Origin of the sequence: Pseudomonas sp. 51_B, from assembly GCF_017491595.1 — a bacterium.
In the GTDB taxonomy this organism is placed as follows: Bacteria; Pseudomonadota; Gammaproteobacteria; order Pseudomonadales; family Pseudomonadaceae; genus Aquipseudomonas; species Aquipseudomonas promysalinigenes.
In genome coordinates this window covers 40929-60348 of sequence record NZ_JAFGYW010000017.1, presented here as the reverse complement: position 1 = coordinate 60348, position 19420 = coordinate 40929, and the positions used below count along the sequence as shown (strand labels likewise).

Sequence of the window (19420 nt, the reverse complement as noted above, 5' to 3'; positions counted from 1 at the left end):
GGTCACCCTTGTGCAAATGCCAACAGTTTGTCGCCGGCGAGCCGGTAGCGTACCCACTCGGCCTGGGGCTCGGCCCCCAGAGATTGATAGAATTCGAGCGCCGGGGTGTTCCAGTCCAGCACGCTCCACTCGAAACGCCCGCATCCTTTGGCCACCGCTTCTCGGGCAATGTGCCGCAATACCTCACGACCAGCACCCCCCCCCCGTTGCTGGGGCGTGATGTAAAGGTCTTCCAGGTAGATGCCATTACGACCTTGCCAGGTCGAATAGCTGTAAAAGTACACGGCAAAACCGATGGCTTGACCGTCACGCTCACAAATAAGGCTGTGTACGTTGCTCCCCTCGTCGAACAGGGTTCTCTCGATGTCGGCCACGGTGGCGACCACCTCGTGACGCGCGCGTTCGTACTCGGCCAATTCGGTGATATACGCAAGGATCTGCGCGGCATCGTTACGAACGGCGGGGCGAATGCTCAAGCTCATGAAAGGCTTCCTTGGCTTCGAATGGGTACAGTAAGGTGTGTCTACGTAATTTTAGTTAACTGTATCGGTCGCCGATCAGGCGGCTGCACTAGTGTGACAGCACCCGCCATCATTCTGGAATATCTGCGATGTTTGCGTCTTTGGATTTACTCGGCGCCTTTATGCTGTTCGCCTTCGTCTCTTCCATCACTCCCGGACCCAATAACACCATGTTGTTGGCATCGGGGGTGAATTTCGGAGTGCGGCGTTCGATCCCCCATGCCATGGGGATCAGCGTGGGTTTCATGGTGATGGTACTGGCGGTTGGGCTAGGGCTGGGCGAGGTATTCAAGGCCTGGCCGCCGCTATACAGCGTATTGCGCTATACCGGGGCGGCTTACCTGCTGTATCTGGCCTGGAAAATCGCAACCTCAGGTCCGCTCGCAACCGACTCGCCCAGTGCCCGTAAACCCTTGAGCTTCTGGGGCGCGGCGGCGTTTCAGTGGGTCAACCCAAAGGCCTGGGTCATGGCGGTAGGTGCGATCACAACCTATACGCCGGCTCAGGGCTACGTCACGAACGTGCTGGTGATCGCTGCGCTGTTCGCCTTGGTCAACCTACCCAGCGTAGGCGTTTGGGTGATGTTCGGCAGCGCGCTGCGCACTCTGCTGCACAATCCTCGCTGGCTGATGCTATTTAATGTCCTGATGGCCGTGCTGCTGGTGATTTCGCTTTATCCCCTGCTGTTTGTAGAATCGGCCTTTTCATGAACCATCGGGTGCAGTAAACCATGCAGTTGATCCCCTGGTCCTTCGAGGCCCGTGAAGGCTTTACCTTGCGTGGATGGCGTTCACCCGCCAGCGGCAAGCCGCTGCTGCACTTTCTGCACGGTAATGGCTTTTGTTGCCTGGCCTATCAGCCTTTGCTCATGACCCTGAGCGACCACTTCGATTTGTGGCTCAGTGATGTCCAGGGCCATGGTGACAGTGACCATGGTGGCGATTTTCTAGGCTGGAACCGCAGCGCAGCGTTGGCTATCGAGGCCTTCGAGGCTGGCCGCAGGGAGTATGGCGAAGTTGCTCGTTACGCCGTGGGGCATAGCTTTGGCGGGGTGTTGACCGGTTTGATGCTGGCCAGTGAACCGGGTCTGTTCGCGCGCGCAGTATTGCTCGACCCAGTGTTGTTCAGCCGGCGCATGCTGGGCGTGATGGGGGCGGCAGCGTGGGTTGGCCTGCACCGGCATCACGCCTTGGCTCGCAAGGCGGCCAGCCGACGCAGCCATTGGCCGAACCGGGAGTCGGCACGCGTATCGCTACAGGGGCGGGGCATTTTCAAGGGGTGGAGCGACGCCGCACTTGAGGCCTATGTCGAGCATGCCATCGGCGATTGTGGCGAGGGCGTGGTACTGAAGTGTCGACCCAGCCGGGAGGTGGAAATCTTCAGCTCGTTCCCTTCACGGATGTGGGCGCAAATGGGTTCGATCCAAGTGCCTACGCGGGTGCTCTATGGCGGGCAAACCTATCCGTTCGTGCCCCGCTCGGTGCAGCGCTTGTCAAGCCTCAACCCGCTGGTGAGCGCTCTTCAAGTTCCTGGCGGGCACTGCTTCATGCAGGAGGACCCAGCTATGGCCGGGCGAAAGGTGCTTGAGCATTTACTTGGCTAAAGGATTGTTCCACTGGTGGAACAATCAATGCCAGTATGCCTGGCTACCGGTCGATTAGTAGCATTGCTAAGGTCTACCCAGTATTAAGAGGAGGTTTCTCGTGAAAAAAATTCTGGGTATACACCGCAGCCCCCACGCTCATTGGGTGGGCGATGGTTTCCCGGTGCGCAGCCTGTTCACCTACGACGACCTGGCTAGCAAGATCAGCCCATTCCTGTTGCTCGATTATGCTGGCCCTCATGACTTCACCCCCACCAATGGCCGGCGAGGTGTAGGCCAGCACCCGCATCGAGGTTTCGAAACCGTCACCATCGTCTATCAGGGTGAACTGGAGCACCGAGACTCCACAGGAGCCGGTGGGTTGATCGGCCCCGGTGACGTGCAGTGGATGACGGCAGCCAATGGCATCATCCACGAGGAGTTTCACTCCCCGGCGTTCGCGCGCAGCGGCGGTACGCTGGAAATGGTCCAACTGTGGGTCAATCTGCCAGCACGGGACAAGCGCGCAGCCGCTGGCTACCAGACGCTGTTGTCTGCCGATATTCCAGTGCTGCAACTGCCAGACAATGTTGGGAGCTTGCGCGTGATCGCTGGGGCTTATCAAGGCCTTAGCGGCCCTGCGAAGACCTTCACTGCCATGGACGTTTGGGACATGCAGTTGAATGCCGGCAGCACGCTGCAATTACCCGTTGCGGCTGGGCGTAACGCCGCGCTGGTGGTGCTGCGGGGCACTGTGCGCGTCAACGGTGAGCGTGACGCAGGCCCGGCCAGCCTTGTGCTACTTGAGCGCGAGGGCGAGGACGTGGCCATTGAGGCGCTTGAGCGGGCCAGCTTGCTGTTGCTCAGTGGCGAACCCATCGATGAGCCGATCGTGGGGTATGGCCCCTTCGTGATGAACACCCAAGCAGAGATCGCGGAGTCTTTCGACGACTTTCACTCCGGACGCTTCGGGCACATGGCAGGGAATGCCGCTGATACTTCCCGTTGATCGATGCCCTTGGGTGACGCCGCGCCAATAAGCTTTTGTCCCAAGTGCCCGCCCACGCTTACCGCCTGTCGCGAAGTGCCAGCATTCGATCGAACAGTCGAAGGCGCCGGGCGTTCTTCCACTAAGGTGCTTAAGGATTCTTAGGCATCACCATTGCCAAAGACCATGGAAGGCCGCTTTGGCATGCTCATTCTCAATTGGCATCCTGCCCCTATGAGGCGTAATCACACAACAGGCCATCCACTCAAGAGAGGGTCGGACAATGTCGTTAATTGGCGTTTCAATGCTGGAAATGCGGCAAATCATCGAACAGGCCTGCCTGCCTGACCGGTGCGAAATCAGCTGCCCTGATGGTACTACTTTGACTATTCGGTTGGGGCAGGGCCAGAGCCTGGAGCAAGCCGTGACCCTGTCGGGTATCTCATTACAGAGCCTGAACAACTGCCGCGACCTGGTAAACCTCGTCGGCCAACTTCACACGCTGCGCGGCAAGCAGCCTAAGGTGATCAAGGCCATTGCCTGATGGCGAGTGTGGGCCGGTCAGTCAGTTGGCCGGCCTTGGTGTAGGGGCGGCGATCGCTAGTTCGAATACTACGCTGGCTATCTACCGCTCATTGGAGCTCAAGCAGCATATTCAAGCCGCCGTCACCGCATTTTCCGTGGTGACGCACAAGCCCGTGATAACTGCGGCCATCCCAGATGAAAGCCACGCTATGAGCGCGCTCGACTTTGTGCGGCAGAGGTGGACATATGTGCAGCCGCAGCGCAGGGCGACCTTGCAACGTCAGTGCTGCCATCTGGCACTGGCATTCCACGGTTTGAGCGACTGGCCCGAACAGCGTGTCACGGACGTAGTCCAAGTGGAGGTTGGAGTTGGGTGCGCGGCCTGGCATTTTCATAGCTGCAGGCTGCATTGAGAAGGGTAATTGGAAGTGCAAAGAGTAGGCATTCGCAGCTGGCTCCTGGCTAAACGATGGCATTTATCGTCTTTTTGAAGCTTAGCGGTGACGGATGTTCAATTAGTTTCGGGTTTTTTGCCAAGTGGCAGTCTTCAGGGAGTGTCAGTGGCTTGCAACTGTCACGTAGCTCATGGGTTACCTAGCCCCAATCAACCGGCTTTGCGCAGGGTGAGGTTGATCCGCCGCTCGCCCATTCGCGAATGCAGCCCTGGCTTGATCGGTAGCACACCATGGAAGCGCAGCCTGTCTTCGCCGCCCCACACCAGCACATCACCGTGACTCAGCGGTACCCGCACAGTGCGATCCGAGCGCTGCAACCCACCGAGCAGGAAAACCGCAGGCAGCCCCAGCGAAACTGACACGATCGGTTGCTCGAAGTCCCTTTCGTTGCGGTCCTGATGCAAGCTCAGCCGAGTACCTGGCAGGTATTGATTGATCAGGCAGGCGTCCGGCACGAACCCTTCAAAGCCTGCTGCCAATGCTGCGCGGCCTGCCAGTTCAAGCAGCACCTGGGGTAGGGCAGGCCAGGCTTGGCCGCTGATTGGATCACTGGTTGTGTAGCGATAGCCCTTGGCATCACTAACCCAGCCCAGTGCCCCGCAGTTGGTCAATGCCACGGCCATGTTCAGCCCACCGGGTGTTTGCATGTGCCGCAACGGCGCGGCCCGCAGCACCGGGCGTAGCGCATCGAGCAGTGGCTCAAGCACGCTCAGCGCGAAACCTGGCAATAGCACGGTCTGGCTGGCCAGGTGTTGCGGCTCAGGGCCGAACAAGTCGAGGTCGGACTGGATCACGGAGCGTATGCCTGGTTTGGGTTTAAGACAGGAACGGCCTGTGGTTCACCCCTATGCAGACGAAATCAGTGAACTCGGCGGGCAGGCTGGACGTTCATACAGGCATACTATGCGGGATATGGGGCGGCACGTGAAGACATCTGCTCAGCGGTCAGGGGAGCAAGGCTCAGCTGAGTGCCCGTGCCACAACCGGCGGCGCTCAGCGTCATCCCAGTAGCCAATCAGGGCTGTTGAAATTACTCAATCGCCGATCGTCACCCGCGCATTCCAGAGCTTGTAGTCCCTCGCGCAGCAAGGCCTTCTGCAAACTGCGCTCACCCTCTGCCCAAGCCTGTTCAAGTACCACCAGTACCCTGCGTGGCAGGACACAAAACATAGGCTGCCAGTACCCACCCTGGCGCACCATTGCGGCGCCATCGCCTGCTGCCGCGATCTGCCGCAGGTCATCGAGCAGTGGCCGGTCAACCAATGGCGCATCACAGGCCAGCAGTACCACCCAGTTATGCCTGGCTATCTTCAGCCCAGCTATCACCCCGGCCAGCGGCCCGGGAAAATCCGGGTCGCTATCGCTGACCAATTGGTCGGCATAAAGCCCGTATGCGTGCTGGTTGCGATTGCAGGAAACCACCAGGTCATCGGTCAGTGGCCGAACCGTACGGTGTAGATGCGCGATCAAAGGCTCACCGCGCCAGTCCAGCAAGCCTTTGTCACGCCCGCCCATTCGGTGACCGCGGCCACCAGCGAGGATCAGTACGGAGCAGGGGGGCAGTGCAGCAGCCATGAAAAAAGGTCCCGGGCAGTCGATCCCCGGAACCCTCTCATTCAACGCCCGGCTTGTCCAGTCAGCCTTCGTCGGTCTGTACGCGTTCGGTTCTGGCAGGGGCGCGACCGGCCAACCTCATCACCACCACGAAGAATACCGGCACGAATACCACCGCCAGCGTAGCGCTGAGCATCCCACCAATCACCCCGGTGCCAATGGCCTGTTGGCTCGCGGAGCTCGCGCCGGTAGCGATAGCCAGCGGTACCACACCGAGGATGAACGCCAGGGAGGTCATCACGATCGGCCGCAGCCGCAACCGTGCAGCCTGTACCGCTGCTTGAGTAGCCTCCATGCCTTGATCGACCAGGTGCTTGGCGAACTCGATGATCAAGATCGCGTTTTTGGCCGATAGCCCGATCAAGGTAATCAGGCCGACCTTGAAGAACACATCGTTGGGCATGCCGCGCAAGTTTACGGCCACTACCGCACCGAGCACCCCAAGCGGTACCACCAACAGTACCGCGGTAGGGATGGACCAGCTTTCATACAGGGCGGCGAGGCACAGAAACACCACCAACAGCGACAACCCCATCAGCAAAGGGGCCTGGCTGCCGGACAGCCGCTCTTGCAGCGAAAGGCCAGTCCATTCCAGGCCCGTACCGGCCGGCAACTTTGCCACCAGCCGCTCGATTTCAGCCATGGCCTCACCCGAGCTGTAACCGGCTGCCGGCTCACCGGAAATCGCCACCGCGGGGTAACCGTTGTAACGGGTCAACTGAACTGGCCCGCTGACCCACTTGGCCTGAACGAAGGCACTGAGCGGCACCATCTTGCCACTGCTATTGCGTACATGGATGCGCAACAGATCCTCGACTTGGCTACGTTGATCACCCTCGGCCTGGACCACCACTCGCTGCATGCGGCCTTGGTTGGGGAAGTCGTTCACATAACTGGAACCCACCGCCACATCCAGCACCGAACCGATATCGTCGAACGAGACCCCCAGGGCGTTGGCCTGGCGACGATCGATTTCCAGTTGTACCTGCGGGCTCTCGGCCAGCGCGGCCTCGCGAACATTGGCCAGAACCTTGCTTTTGTTTGCATTGGCCAGCAGCTCGTCGCGAGCGGCCATCAGCGCCTCATGGCCCATACCGCCGCGATCTTGCAGGCGCAGCTCGAAGCCGGTCGACTCCCCCAGCCCGTCGATGGGCGGTGGCAGCACGGAGTAGGCAATGGCGTCCTTGAGCTGGGTGAAAGCCTGCGTAGCTCGGTCGGCGATCGCCTGGGCACTGTCATCGGCGCCGCGTTCGGACCAGTCTTTCAGGGTAGTGAAGGCCAGGGCTGCGTTCTGGCCGCTGCCTGAGAAGCTGAAGCCCAGAATCATGGTGGTGTTGCCCACGCCCGGCTCTTGGGCATTGTGCGCTTCGATCTGGGCCGCCACCTGCTCGGTACGCATGCGACTGGCGCCGGGCGGCAGCTGGATGTCCGTGATGGTATAACCCTGGTCTTCGGTGGGCAGGAACGCCGTGGGCAACTGGCTGAAGCCGTAACCGAGCACCGCCAGCAGCACGCCGTACAGCAACAGATAACGGCCGCTGCGTTTGATCGCCTGGATGACCCAGCCCTGGTAGCCGTCGCTGAGCTTTTCGAAGCGGCGGTTGAACCAGCCGAAGAAGCCTTTGCGTGCATGGTGCTCACCCTTGGCCAGCGGCTTGAGCAGGGTGGCGCACAGTGCCGGTGTCAGGCTCAGGGCAAGGAACGCCGAAAACAGGATCGACACGGCCATGGATACCGAGAACTGCTGGTAGATCACCCCTACCGAGCCTTTCATGAAGGCCATGGGCAGGAACACGGCGACCAGCACCAGGGTGATGCCGACGATGGCACCGCTGATCTGGCCCATGGCCTTGCGCGTGGCCTGTTTGGGCGTCAAGCCTTCTTCGGCCATGATCCGTTCAACGTTCTCCACCACCACAATGGCGTCGTCCACCAGAATGCCGATGGCCAAGACCATGCCGAACAAGGTCAGCACGTTGACCGAAAAGCCCAGCGCCAGCATCACGGTGAAGGTGCCCATCAGCGCCACCGGAACCACCAGCGTCGGGATCAGGGTGTAGCGCAGGTTCTGCAGGAACAGGAACATCACCGCGAACACCAGCAGCATGGCCTCGAACAGGGTAGTGATGACCTGGTGGATCGACACTTTGACGAACGGCGAAGTGTCGTAGGGGATGTCGTACTTCACACCTTCAGGGAAATAGCGTGCAAGCTCCTGCATTTTCGCCCGGACCAAGGTGGCGGTTTCCATGGCGTTCGCCCCAGGCGCCAGCTGCACGCTGAAAGCGGTAGCGGGTTTACCGTTCAGGCGAGTGCCGTACTGGTAATCCTGGGCGCCGATCTGAACCCGTGCGACATCGCCAATGGTCACGCTGGAGCCGTCGGGCTTCGCCCGCAGGACGATGGCGGCGAATTCTTCAGGGCTGCTCAGTTGGCCTTTAACCACCACGTTGGCCGTGATTTCCTGAGTAGGGCGGGCTGGAAGATCGCCGATGCTGCCAGGGGCGACCTGGGCATTCTGCGCGGCGATGGCTTGCACCACATCATTGGGCGTGAGATCGAAACCGATCAGCTTACGGGGGTCGATCCAGATACGCATGGCGCGTTCGGAGCCATACAGCTGCGCCTTACCGACACCCTTGAGGCGGCGTATTTCGTTCATTACGTTGCGCGCCAGTAGGTCGGAAAGCGCAGTTTCATCCAGGCTGCCGTCCTCTGAGGTGAGGGTGCCGAGCAGCAGAAAACCGGTGGACACCTTCTCCACCTGCAGGCCTTGCTGGGTCACCTGACGCGGCAGGCGCGACTCGACCACCTTAAGGCGGTTCTGCACATCGACCTGGGCCAGGTCCGGGTGCGTGCCCGGCTCGAAGGTTGCAGTGATGGTGGCGCTGCCCAGGCTGCTTTGTGATGAGAAATACAGCAGGTTGTCGGCACCGTTGAGTTCCTGTTCGATCAAGCTCACCACGCTTTCATCCAGGGTCGCCGCCGAGGCGCCTGGGTAAACGGCATAAATCTCCACTTGCGGCGGTGCAACGTTGGGGTACTGCGCCACCGGCAATTGAGGGATGGCCAGTGTGCCAGCGAGCAGGATGAACAGTGCGATTACCCAGGCGAAAATCGGGCGGTCGATGAAGAACTGCGGCATGGATCAGGCCCTCACTGGCCGTTGTGCTGGACGATGGGTTGCGCGCTGGGGGCAAGCTGAACTTGATCGCCCGCCTTGATGTGCTGCAAGCCTTCGACCACCACCTGTTCACCGGGCGCCAGGCCCTCGCTGACTTGCCAGCGGTCGCCCTGAGCGCTGCCCAGTACCACTTGGCGTTCGCTCACCCGGGCCTGGGCGTCCACCACCAGCACCTTCGGCACCCCGGCACTGTCGCGCACGACAGCCCGCTGCGGCACACTCAAGCCTTTGGGCTGGACGGCCTGCTCCAGGCGCACGCGCACATAGCTGCCCGGCAGCAGGTCAAGGTTAGGGTTGGGGAATTCACTGCGCAGTGTGATCTGATTGGTGCTGGGATCAACGCTGATGTCGGAGAACAGCAGCTTGCCGGCAAACGGGTAGGCACTGCCATCGTCCTGAATCAAGGTGGCACTGGCCTGGCCATCGCTGGCCTGCTGCAATTGACCGGCGCGCAGTGCACGGCGCAGCGCATTGAGTTCGCGGGTCGACTGCGTGACATCGGCATGAATCGGATCAAGCTGCTCGATGGTGGCAAGTGGCGTGGGTTCGTTCTGGCCGACCAGGGCACCTTCGGTCACCAGAGCACGGCCGATGCGCCCGGCGATCGGTGCAGTGACGGTGGCATACCCGAGGTTCAGCTTGGCGCGCTCCAGCGCTGCCTTGGCTTCGGCAACGGCGGCATCAGCCTGCAGAAACGCCGCCCGGGCATTGTCGTACTCCTGGCGGCTGACGGCCTTGTCATCGACCAGTTGACGGTAGCGTTGCTCTTGCAGGCGCGCCTGATACAGCGTGGCCTGCGCTCTGGCCAAGGCTGCACGGGCGCTATCATGGTCGGCTTTCAAGGGCGCCGGGTCGATGAGAAACAGCACATCGCCTTGTTTGACGTCGCTGCCTTCGCGGTACACCCGCTTGAGCACCACGCCAGCGACGCGTGCGCGCACCTGTGCCGTGCGCGGTGCGAGGATGCGCCCGCTAAGCTCGGTGGTGATTGCCTGCGGCTGCAATTGCAGGGTCTCGACGCGAACCTGGGCAAGGGGCTGTTGTTCGTCAGGCTGGGTTGCGTCGTCGCAACCGGCCAGCATCAGCGTGAGCAGGGCCACCAGCGCCAACGGGCGCAGGAGGGGTGGGTAAGTGATAGGCATGCGGGTCTTCCAATGATGAGCTCGCCTATCCTAAGGCAACAGCTGCTGGGGTAGCTGTTAACAGCTGTAGAGGCTGTGTGAAAAAGTGTTAAGAACAGCCCTGCCTGTGACCAGGTTTCTATATTCTTCACGGACCTGCCCCGGCCTTGTTGCCGATCAACCCGTTCCCACAAGCTAACTTTCATGCCCAACATTCTTCTGGTCGAAGACGACAGCGCGTTGTCCGAGCTGATCGCAAGCTACCTGCAACGCAACGATTTCCACGTCCGGGTGATTGCCCGTGGCAACCATGTGCTGGAGGCTTTTCGGGAGGACAAGCCGGACCTGGTGATCCTCGACCTCATGCTGCCAGGCATCGATGGCTTGCAGTTGTGTCGCCTGTTGCGTCAGGAGTCGCTGAGCCTGCCGATCCTGATGCTGACCGCTCGCGACGACAGCCATGATCAGGTGCTCGGCCTGGAGATGGGCGCCGACGATTATGTGACCAAGCCCTGCGAGCCACGGGTATTGCTGGCTCGCGTGCGCACCTTGCTGCGTCGCAGCAGCGTCAATGAACCACGGCTGGACAACCATCAGATCGTCATCGGCGGCTTGGTCATCGACCTGGCCGAGCGCTTGGTCAGCTGGCGTGGCGAGGAAGTCGAGCTGTCCAGCGGCGAATACAACCTGTTGGTGGTGCTGGCGCGCAACGCCGGTGTGGTGCTCAGCCGCGACCGCATCCTTCAGCAACTGCGCGGTATCGAATTCAACGGCACCGACCGCTCAGTGGACGTGGCGATTTCTAAGCTGCGCCGCAAGTTCGACGACAGTGCCGGCGAAGCGCGCAAGATCAAGACCGTGTGGGGCAAGGGGTATTTGTTCAGCCGCGTCGAGTGGGAGTGTTGAGCGAGCATGCTGAAGATTCTGGTGCGCCTTTATCTGTTGGTCATCGTAGCTTACGCCGGCGCACTGCTGTTGATACCGGACGCCATCGTCGGCCTGTTTCACGATCGCTTCATGGCCTACAACCTGGATCAGGCCAAAGGTGTGCAGTCGCTGATTGTCCGCCAGTTCCGTCAGGTGCCGCAGCAGCAATGGCCGGCGGTGGAGCAAGACCTTGCCAAAGTGTTCGCGCCCTTGCAGGTCCAGCTGTTGCGCCGTGATCAGGCCGAGCTCAGCGCTGCCGAGCAAGCGCGTCTTGAGCATGGCCTGTATGCCGTGCGCATTGGTGACTGGGGCTACTACGAGACCGTGTTGGCGCCCTTGGACGGGACTTGGCTGGTGAGCCTGCATTCACCCCCCGACCCGCTGGATATCAACGTCCTGTCCTGGGGTGTGACGGTGCTGATCGGTGCGGCGATGCTCGGCTGCCTGCTGCTTTGGGTATGGCCGCACTGGCGCGACCTTGAGCGCATGAAGGAAACCGCACGGCGCCTGGGCCAGGGGCAGATGTCCGAGCGCACGCATATTTCGCCGCACTCCAACATCGGCGAACTGGCCAGTGTTTTCGATACCATGGCCAGCGACCTCGAACGCCACGTCAACCAGCAGCGCGAGCTGCTCAATGCGGTCAGCCACGAGCTGCGAACCCCGCTGACCCGGCTGGATTTTGGCCTGGTGCTGCTGTTTGACGAAGTCCCTGCTGCCAGCCGCAAACGCCTGCTGGAATTGGTCGGGCATGTGCGTGAGCTGGATGAACTGGTGCTCGAACTGCTGTCTTACAGCCGCCTGTACAACGCCGATCAGGCTCGCGAGCGGGTCGAGGTATCGTTGCTGGAGCTGGTCGACAGTGTACTGGGCGGGTTTGCCGAAGAGCTCGATGCCCGGGGAATTCAATGGGAAGTGCAGGCCGAAGCCAGTCTGCCACGCTTTGTGCTCGACCCGCGCCTGACCGCCCGAGCGGTGCAGAACCTGGTGCGCAATGCCATGCGCTACTGCGACACGAGCATTTTGTTGCGCTTGCGCCTGGAACAAGACGGCGCCTGCCTGCTGACCGTGGAGGACGACGGCATAGGCATTCCGGTGCAGGAGCGTGAGCGGATATTCCAGCCCTTCTACCGGCTTGACCGCAGTCGTGACCGCAACACGGGCGGGTTTGGCCTGGGGTTGGCAATCAGTCGACGGGCGATCGAAGGGCAGGGTGGTCAGCTGAGCGTGACGCAATCGGCGTTGGGAGGCGCACAATTCACCATTCGCTTACCCGCAGGTTAGCCCCTGTGCTTTTGATCGCTCAGGCCTTGTGTGCAGTTGCACGGTGCGTTGGTTGAGGGCGCGGTCGAGCTTGCGCAGGCTTCAAATTGAGGCTTTCTATTGGCCCTTTCATCTTGTAGCTTGGTACGCCGATTCTTCAAGGAAGCTGAACATGCAAGGCAAGGCGCGCAAGATCGTCCAGGCCATTCTTTACGAAGCCATCGCCGTAGCCTGTGTGGCACCGGCGCTGGAGCTGGCGTTCGGTGCCGGTATGGCCCAGTCGGCGGTACTGTCGGTACTGATGTCGGGCATCGCCATGAGCTGGAACATGGCCTATAACTGGGCGTTCGAGCAGTGGGAGGCGCGACAGCAGCAACGCGATCGCACGTTCCTGCGGCGCCTGTTGCATGCGCTGGGCTTCGAGGGCGGACTGGTATTGATCCTGTTGCCGCTGGTAGCGTTCTGGTTGCAAGTAAGTCTGTGGGCTGCGCTGCTGACCAACCTTGCACTGTTCGTGTTCTTCTTCGTTTACGCCTTCGTCTTCCAATGGGGCTTTGACAAGGTCTTCGACGTGCCGCTGTCGGCTCAGCAAGGCAAATGTTGACTTCGCGGGGGCCGGCAGGCTAACGTCCTTTGCCATGAACACCTTCCAGCACGTGAACGCCATTATTATTACCGCCATCATCAGTTTGGCGGGCTAGCGCTTACGTGCACCGAACCCGCCCTGGAGGCGGGTTTTTTCTCTCTGACTCCTGGGCACCGAACAAGCCAAGGAGTTGCCCTCGATGACCAGCCTCAACCTAAACCCTCGTACGTCCTCTTCAGCGCAGCATTTGCTGTCGGAGCAGGTACGCCGCATCCTGTCTGCGCCGGTATACGACCTGGCAATCGAGACGCCTCTGCAAGCGGCGCCAGCGCTGTCCGAGCGCCTTGGCAATCACGTGCTGCTCAAGCGTGAAGACTTGCAGCCAACCTTCTCGTTCAAGATCCGCGGCGCCTATACCCGGCTGTCGCGCCTGACCCAGGCCCAGCGCGAACGTGGCGTCATCACGGCCTCTGCAGGTAACCATGCCCAGGGCGTTGCCCTGGCGGCGGCGCACCTTGGCATGAAAGCCACCATCGTCATGCCGACCACCACGCCCTCACTCAAAGTCGAAGGCGTACGCTCGCGCGGCGGCCATGTGGTGCTGCATGGCGAGAGCTTTCCCCATGCGCTGGCTCACGCTTTGAAACTGGCCGACAGTGAACAAGCGACCTTCGTACCACCGTTCGACGACCCAGATGTGATCGCTGGCCAAGGCACCGTGGGCATGGAGATCCTGCGCCAGCAGCCCGGCGCCCTGGACGCGATCTTCGTGCCGGTTGGCGGCGGCGGCTTGATTGCCGGCATCGCCGCCTACGTCAAATACCTGCGGCCTGAGGTCAAGGTCATTGGCGTCGAACCCGAAGACTCCAACTGCCTGCAGGCGGCCATGGCGGCCGGCGAGCGAGTGATCCTGCCGCAGGTCGGTACCTTCGCCGACGGCGTGGCGGTGGCGCAGGTGGGCGCTCACTGCTTCGAACTGTGTCGGCATTTCGTCGATGAAGTGATCACGGTCAGCAGCGACGAGTTATGCGCGGCCATCAAGGACATCTACGACGACACTCGCTCGATCACCGAGCCTTCCGGCGCGCTGGCGGTAGCCGGGATCAAGCGCTACGTGGCCCGTGGCGGTGTACAAGGCCAGACCCTGGTGGCCATCGATTCTGGTGCCAATGTCAACTTCGACCGCCTGCGGCACGTCGCTGAGCGGGCCGAGCTTGGCGAGCAGCGCGAAGCGATCATCGCCGTTACCATCCCTGAGCAGCCCGGCAGCTTCAGGGCCTTCTGCCAAGCGCTGGGCAAGCGGCAGATCACCGAGTTCAACTATCGCTTCTACCCCGGCAAGGAGGCTCGACTGTTCGTTGGCGTGCAGACCCACCCGCAACATGATCCGCGTGATCAACTGCTGGCCAGCCTGCAAGGGCAGGGGTACAGCGTGCTTGACCTGACCGATAACGAATTGGCCAAGTTACATGTGCGCCACACCGTGGGTGGGCATGCAGCACCCGGGGCCGATGAGCGGGTGCTGCGGTTCGAATTCCCCGAGCGACCGGGAGCGCTACTGGGGTTCCTGGAGCGGCTGGGCAAGCGTTGGAACATCAGCTTGTTTCACTACCGTAACCACGGCGCAGCCGAGGCTCGGGTATTCGCGGCGCTTGAAGTACCTGCCCAAGAGCAAGCCGGCTTGCCCCAGGCGCTGGATGAGATGGGCTACCGCTACTGGGACGAAACCGCCAATCCGGCCTATCGGCTGTTCCTTGGCTAACGTTGTCCTGGATCAACACCGTGTTTAGTGATCAGGCGGATCCTCCTGGGCAGACAGACCAGCCAGGAGGACCCGGTCATGAGCAGCACCTTTTTCATTCCGCCCGTCAACATCATGGGCATCGATTGCCTTGAGGAGGCCATGGTCGCGATCGCAGGCTACGGCCTGCGCAAGGCGCTGATCGTTACCGACCAGGGCTTGGCCAAGGCAGGCGTCGCCGCTCGCATCGGCCGCATGCTGGCCTTGCAGGACATCGATTCGGTGGTATTCGACGGCGCCAAGCCCAACCCCAGCATCGCGAATGTCGAGGCCGGCCTTGCCCTGTTGCAGCGCGAGCGCTGCGACTGCGTGGTATCGCTGGGCGGTGGCTCGCCCCACGACTGCGCCAAAGGGATTGCCCTGTGCGCCACCAACGGTGGGCATATCAGCGACTATGAGGGTGTCGACCGCTCCAGCAAGCCTCAGCTGCCGCTGATTGCCATCAACACCACGGCGGGCACGGCCAGCGAAATGACCCGCTTCTGCATCATCACCGACGAGCAACGCCATGTGAAAATGGCTATCGTCGACCGAAATGTGACGCCGATTCTGTCGGTCAACGACCCCGCACTGATGGTGGCCATGCCAAAAGGGCTGACCGCTGCCACTGGCATGGATGCCTTGACCCATGCCATCGAGGCCTACGTTTCCACCGCTGCCACGCCAATCACCGATGCCTGCGCGCTCAAGGCAATCAGCCTGATCAGCCAGAACCTGCGCCAGGCCGTGGACGATGGCAGCGATCTGGTGGCGCGGGAGAATATGGCCTACGCGCAGTTTTTGGCCGGCATGGCGTTCAACAATGCGTCGTTGGGCTACGTGCATGCCATGGCACACCAATTGGGTGGTTATTACGATCTACCGCACGGGGTGTGCAATGCCGTTCTGTTGCCGCATGTGCAGCGCTTCAACGCCACGGTCTGCGCCGCCCGCTTGCGCGATGTGGCCAAGGCCATGGACGTCAAAGTCTGTGCGCTGGATGAGGCGCAGGGCGCAGGCGCAGCGATTTCGGCCATCGAACACTTGGCCGCCGCGGTAGGTATCCCGGCAGGCTTGGCTGAATTGGGCGCCAAGTTCGAAGATGTGGGCATTCTGGCGCACAACGCCCTGAAGGATGCCTGTGGGCTGACCAACCCGCGCCCAGCTAGCCAGGATGAGATCGAGGGAATCTTCCGAGCGGCGTTCTGACAGAGTGGAAGATGTGGCGGAGCCGGCCGCTTCGCGGCTAAAGCCGCGCCTACGCTAATCGCGCCAGCTTCAAGATCGGCGCGTCGCTGTTGGCGCGGCGGTCGTGACGAAGCTGGCGGCTTGGGCTCAGCGCTCGCGCATGAAGAACCCGGCCACGTACTTGCGAAAGGTATCGAGGCTCTTGAAGTCGGCGTAGCGCTTGAAGTTTTCCGCATCGGGCTCTGGCCCGATCGGTTGCTCCAGCAACGACACCGACAACACCCGGTCCTGATCCGAGGTCAGCACCAGTTCATCCATCACCTGCCCGCCGATCACCGGCCGACGCATCTGGACCTTGACGCCTTTGCTGGCCATCCAGTCGATCAGCGACACCAGTGCCTTGAGCGGCTCTCGCTCCTCATCGCGGTAAACCGGAAACAGCTGGGCGCGCGAGAGCACGGGTACGCTGGCCACGTGAATCAGCTCGTAGAACTGGCTGCCCGCTGTGGCCGGCGAGTACAGTGCCAGGGCCAACAATGGGCCTGACGCCCGGCTGCCACCCCAGTACAGATGGTGCCCCTGAAAATCGAAGCCGTCCTCGCTGCGGTTATTGAACAGCTTGCGCCCCCTGATCTGCTCCACACAGTCCAGCAACAGGCCATGGCGCCGGTGGCTGCCGAAGACCGTGGCTTCGCGCAGCCGCGCCTTGAGCATCATCATGTGCTTCATGTCCAGACGGGTTTCCAGGTAGTTGCTGGCCGGCACCCGTTCGAGCAGCGGGTAACGACTGGCGACACTGCGCAGTTCGGCAAACTGCCCGGTCAGGTCCTTTTTCAGGTGGCTAGCGTAAAGATTAAGGCCGCTGGTCTCGATCCACGTCAGCAGCAACGACAAGAGGCGCTGCTGCTCTCGCCGCCCTGCGCCCTCAGCGGTGGATGCAGTGGGCTCGTTGCCCATGCGGTAATCACCGATCAGCCGTAGCGGTGTATCCGGTGCCAGCCAGGCGGCAGGGGCTAGGGGTTCATCCCCTCGGTCGTCGGCTTCGCGTTCGTCCTTGGTGAAGGGGCAGCCCTGCGCATGTTCGGCGGTGCCGGGGTTGTTCTTCAAGAACAGCGTGCCGGTGCTGCCGTTGAGGGTGACATTGAGCACCGGCAGGGCGTCCTTGCGGCAATCGCAGGCCAGCCACTGATTGGCGCTACGCACCTTCATCAGCAACTGATTGGCTTGCAGCAGGCGTGGCCCGACGAGGTGGCCGGTGGCGAAAGCGACCAGCAGTTCCTCTTCAGCCGGGGTCAGGCTGCGCACCTGCGCGGCGGTTTTGTCGATGATTCGCATGAAGCAGCTCCAAGCTACGAGCCTCAAGCTTCAGGCAAACTCGCCGCGCTTTCAACTGATGGCTTAGTTATCGGCAAACATCTTTGCCGCGCGCGCACGGATCTCATCGGGGCTGAGGTCTTCCTTATGGGTGGCGACGAACCACTGGTGGCCGAATGGGTCTTTCAGTGAGCCGCTGCGATCCCCGTAGAACTGGTCCTGAACCGGATGCAGGGCAGTAGCACCAGCGGCAATGGCCTGGGCAAAGACACGGTCGCAGTCTTCGACATACAAGTGCAGGCCTACCCCAGCGCCGGCTAGTTTCTGGCTGGCAGTCAGGCCGCCTTCCATGTCGCAGGGGTCGGCCAGCATCAGCGAGGAGTCGCCGATGCGCAGTTCGGCGTGGCCGACACGGCCTTCAGGGCCTTCCAGGCGGAACATTTCGATGGCGCCAAAAGCTTGCTTGTAAAACGCGATAGCCTTGGCCGCGCCGTGGATGCAAAGGTAGGGGGTGAGGCTGTGCTGGCCATCTGGGATGGGTTTGGCGGGCATGGTGGACGCTCCTTGACGAAGGGGCGCCGGACGGCGCCCTGATGCTTAGAGTCGTCTGGAATGAGGGAAAATCGACCCTGACGCTAGATCGATTTTCCATAAGCGCAGCCGTTAGAAGATGTAATCGGTGGTCAGGAAGCTTGACTGGCGGTTGCGAATGATCTCGCTGATCAGTTCTTTATTGGCCGCTTGGAAGCGCGTTGCGACCAACGTCCGAATGGAGAAAACCCGCAAGGCATCGTCCACCGACAACGTGCCTTCGGCGCTGTTTTTGCGACCGTTGAACGGGTAAGTGTCAGGGCCCCGCTGGCACTGCGCATTGAGATTGATACGGCCAACCTGGTTGGCGAATATATCGACCAGGTTGCCGATGGTGGCCGGGTCATTGCCGAACAGGCTGAGCTGTTGGCCGTAGTCGGAGTCCAGCACGTAGTCGATCACCGTCTGCAGGTCACGATACGGGACTACGGGTACTACCGGGCCGAACTGCTCTTCGTGGTACACGCGCATGTCGCTATTTACCGGGTAGAGCAGGGCGGGGTAGAAGAACGAACCGCGGCTCTGCCCGCCAGCTTCGTTGAGGACCTGGGCGCCTTTGGCCTTGGCATCGGCCACCAATTGATCGAGGTAGTCGACTTTGCCTTGCTCCGGCAGCGGTGTCAGCGCAACGCCAGGCTCCCAGGGCATGCCGGGCTTTAGTGCGGCAAGCTTGCGCTTGAACTTGTCGAGGAACGCTTCGACCACATCTTCGTGCACGAACAGTATCTTCAGCGCCGTGCAACGTTGACCATTGAATGAAAGCGCACCGGTCACGGCCTCTTCGACGGCATTGTCCAGGTCGACCTGGGGCAGGATGATGCCGGGGTTCTTCGCATCCAGGCCCAGGGCGGCCCGCAGACGGTGGGGCCGTGGGTGAAGTTTTTTCAGGTCGCTGGCAGCCTTGTGGGTGCCGATGAAGGCGAACACATCGACCTTGCCACTGGCCATCAGGGCACTGACCGTTTCCCGGCCACGGCCGTAAATCACATTGATCACCCCTGGCGGGAAACTGTCGCGGAACGCCTCCAGCAGAGGGCGGATCAGCAAAACGCCGAATTTCGCCGGTTTGAACACCACCGTGTTGCCCATTATCAGTGCAGGGATCAGCGTGGTGAAGGTTTCGTTGAGCGGGTAATTGTAAGGGCCCATGCACAGTGCCACGCCCAGCGGTGCGCGACGGATCTGGCCCAACGTGCCTTGCTCGAGCTCGAAACGGCTGGAGCGCCGGTCGAGGTCCTTGAGCGCATTGATGGTATCGACGATGTAGTCACAGGTGCGGTCGAACTCCTTCTCGGAGTCCTTGAGGTTCTTGCCGATCTCCCACATCAGCAATTTGACCACTGCAGTGCGTTGCTCGCGCATGCGCGCCAGAAAGGTCTCGACATGTGCAATTCGCTCGGCAACCCGCATGTTCGGCCAGGCACCACGGCCCTTGTCGTAGGCGTTCACGGCGGCGTCCAGGGCAGTGAGGGCGGTGTCGGCATCGAGCAATGGCGCACTGCCGAGCACCACTTGGCGCTCGCCGTCGGCATGCTTGAGCCACACTGGGCTGCGCACGGTGGCCAAAGGCCCGCTCCAATGGCGCAACTCGCCATTGACCAGATAGTCGCGTTGCTCCAACGGCCCTTCCAGGCGCCAGTTTTCAGGGATGTCGCCGGCGGCAGGAAATAGCGAATCGAGCAGATGATCCATGGTACTGCACCTCACATGTCCGGTTAGGTGAAACGCTTCAGCTTCGAGCATGCACCTTGCTCAAGAAAAACTCCAGTGTGGCTCAATAA

General features: G+C 61.3%; 18 protein-coding genes. 9 read left to right on the top strand and 9 right to left on the bottom strand.

The window, feature by feature from the left end; translation table 11 throughout:
• Positions 1-2 precede the first annotated feature (2 nt).
• On the bottom strand, positions 3-482 hold the full coding sequence (locus J5M56_RS17470; protein ID WP_186477134.1) for a GNAT family N-acetyltransferase: 480 nt from the start codon (positions 480-482) through the stop codon (positions 3-5).
• A 119-nt stretch (positions 483-601) separates the two neighbouring features.
• Between J5M56_RS17470 and J5M56_RS17465 the strand changes: the two genes are divergently transcribed.
• The 4 genes from J5M56_RS17465 (at position 602) to J5M56_RS17450 (ending at position 3635) form a co-directional block, all read left to right on the top strand.
• A complete protein-coding gene (locus J5M56_RS17465) occupies positions 602-1231 on the top strand; it encodes a LysE family translocator (protein WP_186477377.1) in 630 nt (209 codons plus the stop codon).
• A gap of 20 nt (positions 1232-1251) precedes the next feature.
• Entirely contained in the window at positions 1252-2124 is an 873-nt protein-coding gene (locus J5M56_RS17460) for an alpha/beta hydrolase (RefSeq protein ID WP_207937415.1), read from the top strand.
• 100 nt (positions 2125-2224) lie between these two features.
• Positions 2225-3112, top strand: a complete 888-nt coding sequence (locus J5M56_RS17455; RefSeq protein WP_207937414.1) for a pirin family protein — start codon at positions 2225-2227, stop codon at positions 3110-3112.
• Between the two features lie 262 nt (positions 3113-3374).
• A complete protein-coding gene (locus J5M56_RS17450) occupies positions 3375-3635 on the top strand; it encodes a DUF1652 domain-containing protein (RefSeq protein WP_060476515.1) in 261 nt (86 codons plus the stop codon).
• A gap of 88 nt (positions 3636-3723) precedes the next feature.
• Here J5M56_RS17450 and J5M56_RS26790 read toward each other — a convergent pair whose 3' ends face one another.
• The 5 genes from J5M56_RS26790 to J5M56_RS17430 form a co-directional block, all read right to left on the bottom strand.
• Complete coding sequence (locus J5M56_RS26790; RefSeq protein ID WP_243430817.1) at positions 3724-4011, bottom strand: hypothetical protein; 288 nt, start codon at positions 4009-4011, stop codon at positions 3724-3726.
• 209 nt (positions 4012-4220) lie between these two features.
• Positions 4221-4865: a DNA oxidative demethylase AlkB gene (alkB, locus tag J5M56_RS17445; protein ID WP_207937413.1), complete on the bottom strand. Its 645-nt coding sequence runs from the start codon at positions 4863-4865 to the stop codon at positions 4221-4223.
• Between the two features lie 205 nt (positions 4866-5070).
• A complete protein-coding gene (gene mobA, locus J5M56_RS17440) occupies positions 5071-5646 on the bottom strand; it encodes a molybdenum cofactor guanylyltransferase MobA (protein WP_207937412.1) in 576 nt (191 codons plus the stop codon).
• A 61-nt stretch (positions 5647-5707) separates the two neighbouring features.
• Entirely contained in the window at positions 5708-8830 is a 3123-nt protein-coding gene (locus J5M56_RS17435; protein WP_207937411.1) for an efflux RND transporter permease subunit, read from the bottom strand.
• Positions 8831-8841: 11 nt separating this feature from the next.
• The gene (locus tag J5M56_RS17430; RefSeq protein ID WP_207937410.1) at positions 8842-10011 is read right to left on the bottom strand and encodes an efflux RND transporter periplasmic adaptor subunit; all 1170 of its coding nucleotides are present in this window, start codon (positions 10009-10011) and stop codon (positions 8842-8844) included.
• Positions 10012-10194: 183 nt separating this feature from the next.
• Between J5M56_RS17430 and J5M56_RS17425 the strand changes: the two genes are divergently transcribed.
• The 5 genes from J5M56_RS17425 to yiaY all read left to right on the top strand — a co-directional run bounded on the left by J5M56_RS17425 (position 10195) and on the right by yiaY (position 15755).
• Positions 10195-10896: a response regulator transcription factor gene (locus tag J5M56_RS17425; RefSeq protein WP_207937409.1), complete on the top strand. Its 702-nt coding sequence runs from the start codon at positions 10195-10197 to the stop codon at positions 10894-10896.
• Between the two features lie 6 nt (positions 10897-10902).
• Positions 10903-12201 (top strand): ATP-binding protein, encoded by a 1299-nt coding sequence (locus J5M56_RS17420; protein WP_207937408.1) that lies wholly within the window; start codon positions 10903-10905, stop codon positions 12199-12201.
• A gap of 151 nt (positions 12202-12352) precedes the next feature.
• Positions 12353-12784: a PACE efflux transporter gene (locus tag J5M56_RS17415; RefSeq protein WP_060476508.1), complete on the top strand. Its 432-nt coding sequence runs from the start codon at positions 12353-12355 to the stop codon at positions 12782-12784.
• Between the two features lie 181 nt (positions 12785-12965).
• A complete protein-coding gene (gene ilvA / locus J5M56_RS17410) occupies positions 12966-14528 on the top strand; it encodes a threonine ammonia-lyase, biosynthetic (RefSeq protein ID WP_207937407.1) in 1563 nt (520 codons plus the stop codon).
• Between the two features lie 78 nt (positions 14529-14606).
• Positions 14607-15755, top strand: a complete 1149-nt coding sequence (yiaY, locus tag J5M56_RS17405) for an L-threonine dehydrogenase (protein WP_207937406.1) — start codon at positions 14607-14609, stop codon at positions 15753-15755.
• A 126-nt stretch (positions 15756-15881) separates the two neighbouring features.
• Here the strand turns inward: yiaY and J5M56_RS17400 are convergent, their stop codons facing one another.
• From J5M56_RS17400 to J5M56_RS17390, 3 genes are all read right to left on the bottom strand, one after another.
• Positions 15882-17069, bottom strand: coding sequence for a hypothetical protein (locus J5M56_RS17400; protein ID WP_207937405.1), 1188 nt, complete (start codon positions 17067-17069; stop codon positions 15882-15884).
• A 63-nt stretch (positions 17070-17132) separates the two neighbouring features.
• Entirely contained in the window at positions 17133-17600 is a 468-nt protein-coding gene (locus J5M56_RS17395) for a VOC family protein (RefSeq protein ID WP_207937404.1), read from the bottom strand.
• Between the two features lie 111 nt (positions 17601-17711).
• Complete coding sequence (locus J5M56_RS17390) at positions 17712-19331, bottom strand: NADP-dependent glyceraldehyde-3-phosphate dehydrogenase (RefSeq protein WP_186477146.1); 1620 nt, start codon at positions 19329-19331, stop codon at positions 17712-17714.
• Between the last annotated feature and the right edge of the window lie 89 nt (positions 19332-19420).

Coding starts and splice junctions, on each gene's coding strand:
- J5M56_RS17390 (WP_186477146.1), bottom strand. CDS start 19,331: ATGGATCATCTGCTCGATTCGCTATTTCCTGCCGCCGGCGACATCCCT.
- J5M56_RS17420 (WP_207937408.1), top strand. CDS start 10,903: ATGCTGAAGATTCTGGTGCGCCTTTATCTGTTGGTCATCGTAGCTTAC.
- J5M56_RS17435 (WP_207937411.1), bottom strand. CDS start 8,830: ATGCCGCAGTTCTTCATCGACCGCCCGATTTTCGCCTGGGTAATCGCA.
- J5M56_RS17460 (WP_207937415.1), top strand. CDS start 1,252: ATGCAGTTGATCCCCTGGTCCTTCGAGGCCCGTGAAGGCTTTACCTTG.
- J5M56_RS17400 (WP_207937405.1), bottom strand. CDS start 17,069: ATGCGAATCATCGACAAAACCGCCGCGCAGGTGCGCAGCCTGACCCCG.
- J5M56_RS17415 (WP_060476508.1), top strand. CDS start 12,353: ATGCAAGGCAAGGCGCGCAAGATCGTCCAGGCCATTCTTTACGAAGCC.
- J5M56_RS17450 (WP_060476515.1), top strand. CDS start 3,375: ATGTCGTTAATTGGCGTTTCAATGCTGGAAATGCGGCAAATCATCGAA.
- ilvA (WP_207937407.1), top strand. CDS start 12,966: ATGACCAGCCTCAACCTAAACCCTCGTACGTCCTCTTCAGCGCAGCAT.
- J5M56_RS17425 (WP_207937409.1), top strand. CDS start 10,195: ATGCCCAACATTCTTCTGGTCGAAGACGACAGCGCGTTGTCCGAGCTG.
- J5M56_RS26790 (WP_243430817.1), bottom strand. CDS start 4,011: ATGAAAATGCCAGGCCGCGCACCCAACTCCAACCTCCACTTGGACTAC.
- J5M56_RS17470 (WP_186477134.1), bottom strand. CDS start 482: ATGAGCTTGAGCATTCGCCCCGCCGTTCGTAACGATGCCGCGCAGATC.
- J5M56_RS17430 (WP_207937410.1), bottom strand. CDS start 10,011: ATGCCTATCACTTACCCACCCCTCCTGCGCCCGTTGGCGCTGGTGGCC.
- mobA (WP_207937412.1), bottom strand. CDS start 5,646: ATGGCTGCTGCACTGCCCCCCTGCTCCGTACTGATCCTCGCTGGTGGC.
- J5M56_RS17395 (WP_207937404.1), bottom strand. CDS start 17,600: ATGCCCGCCAAACCCATCCCAGATGGCCAGCACAGCCTCACCCCCTAC.
- yiaY (WP_207937406.1), top strand. CDS start 14,607: ATGAGCAGCACCTTTTTCATTCCGCCCGTCAACATCATGGGCATCGAT.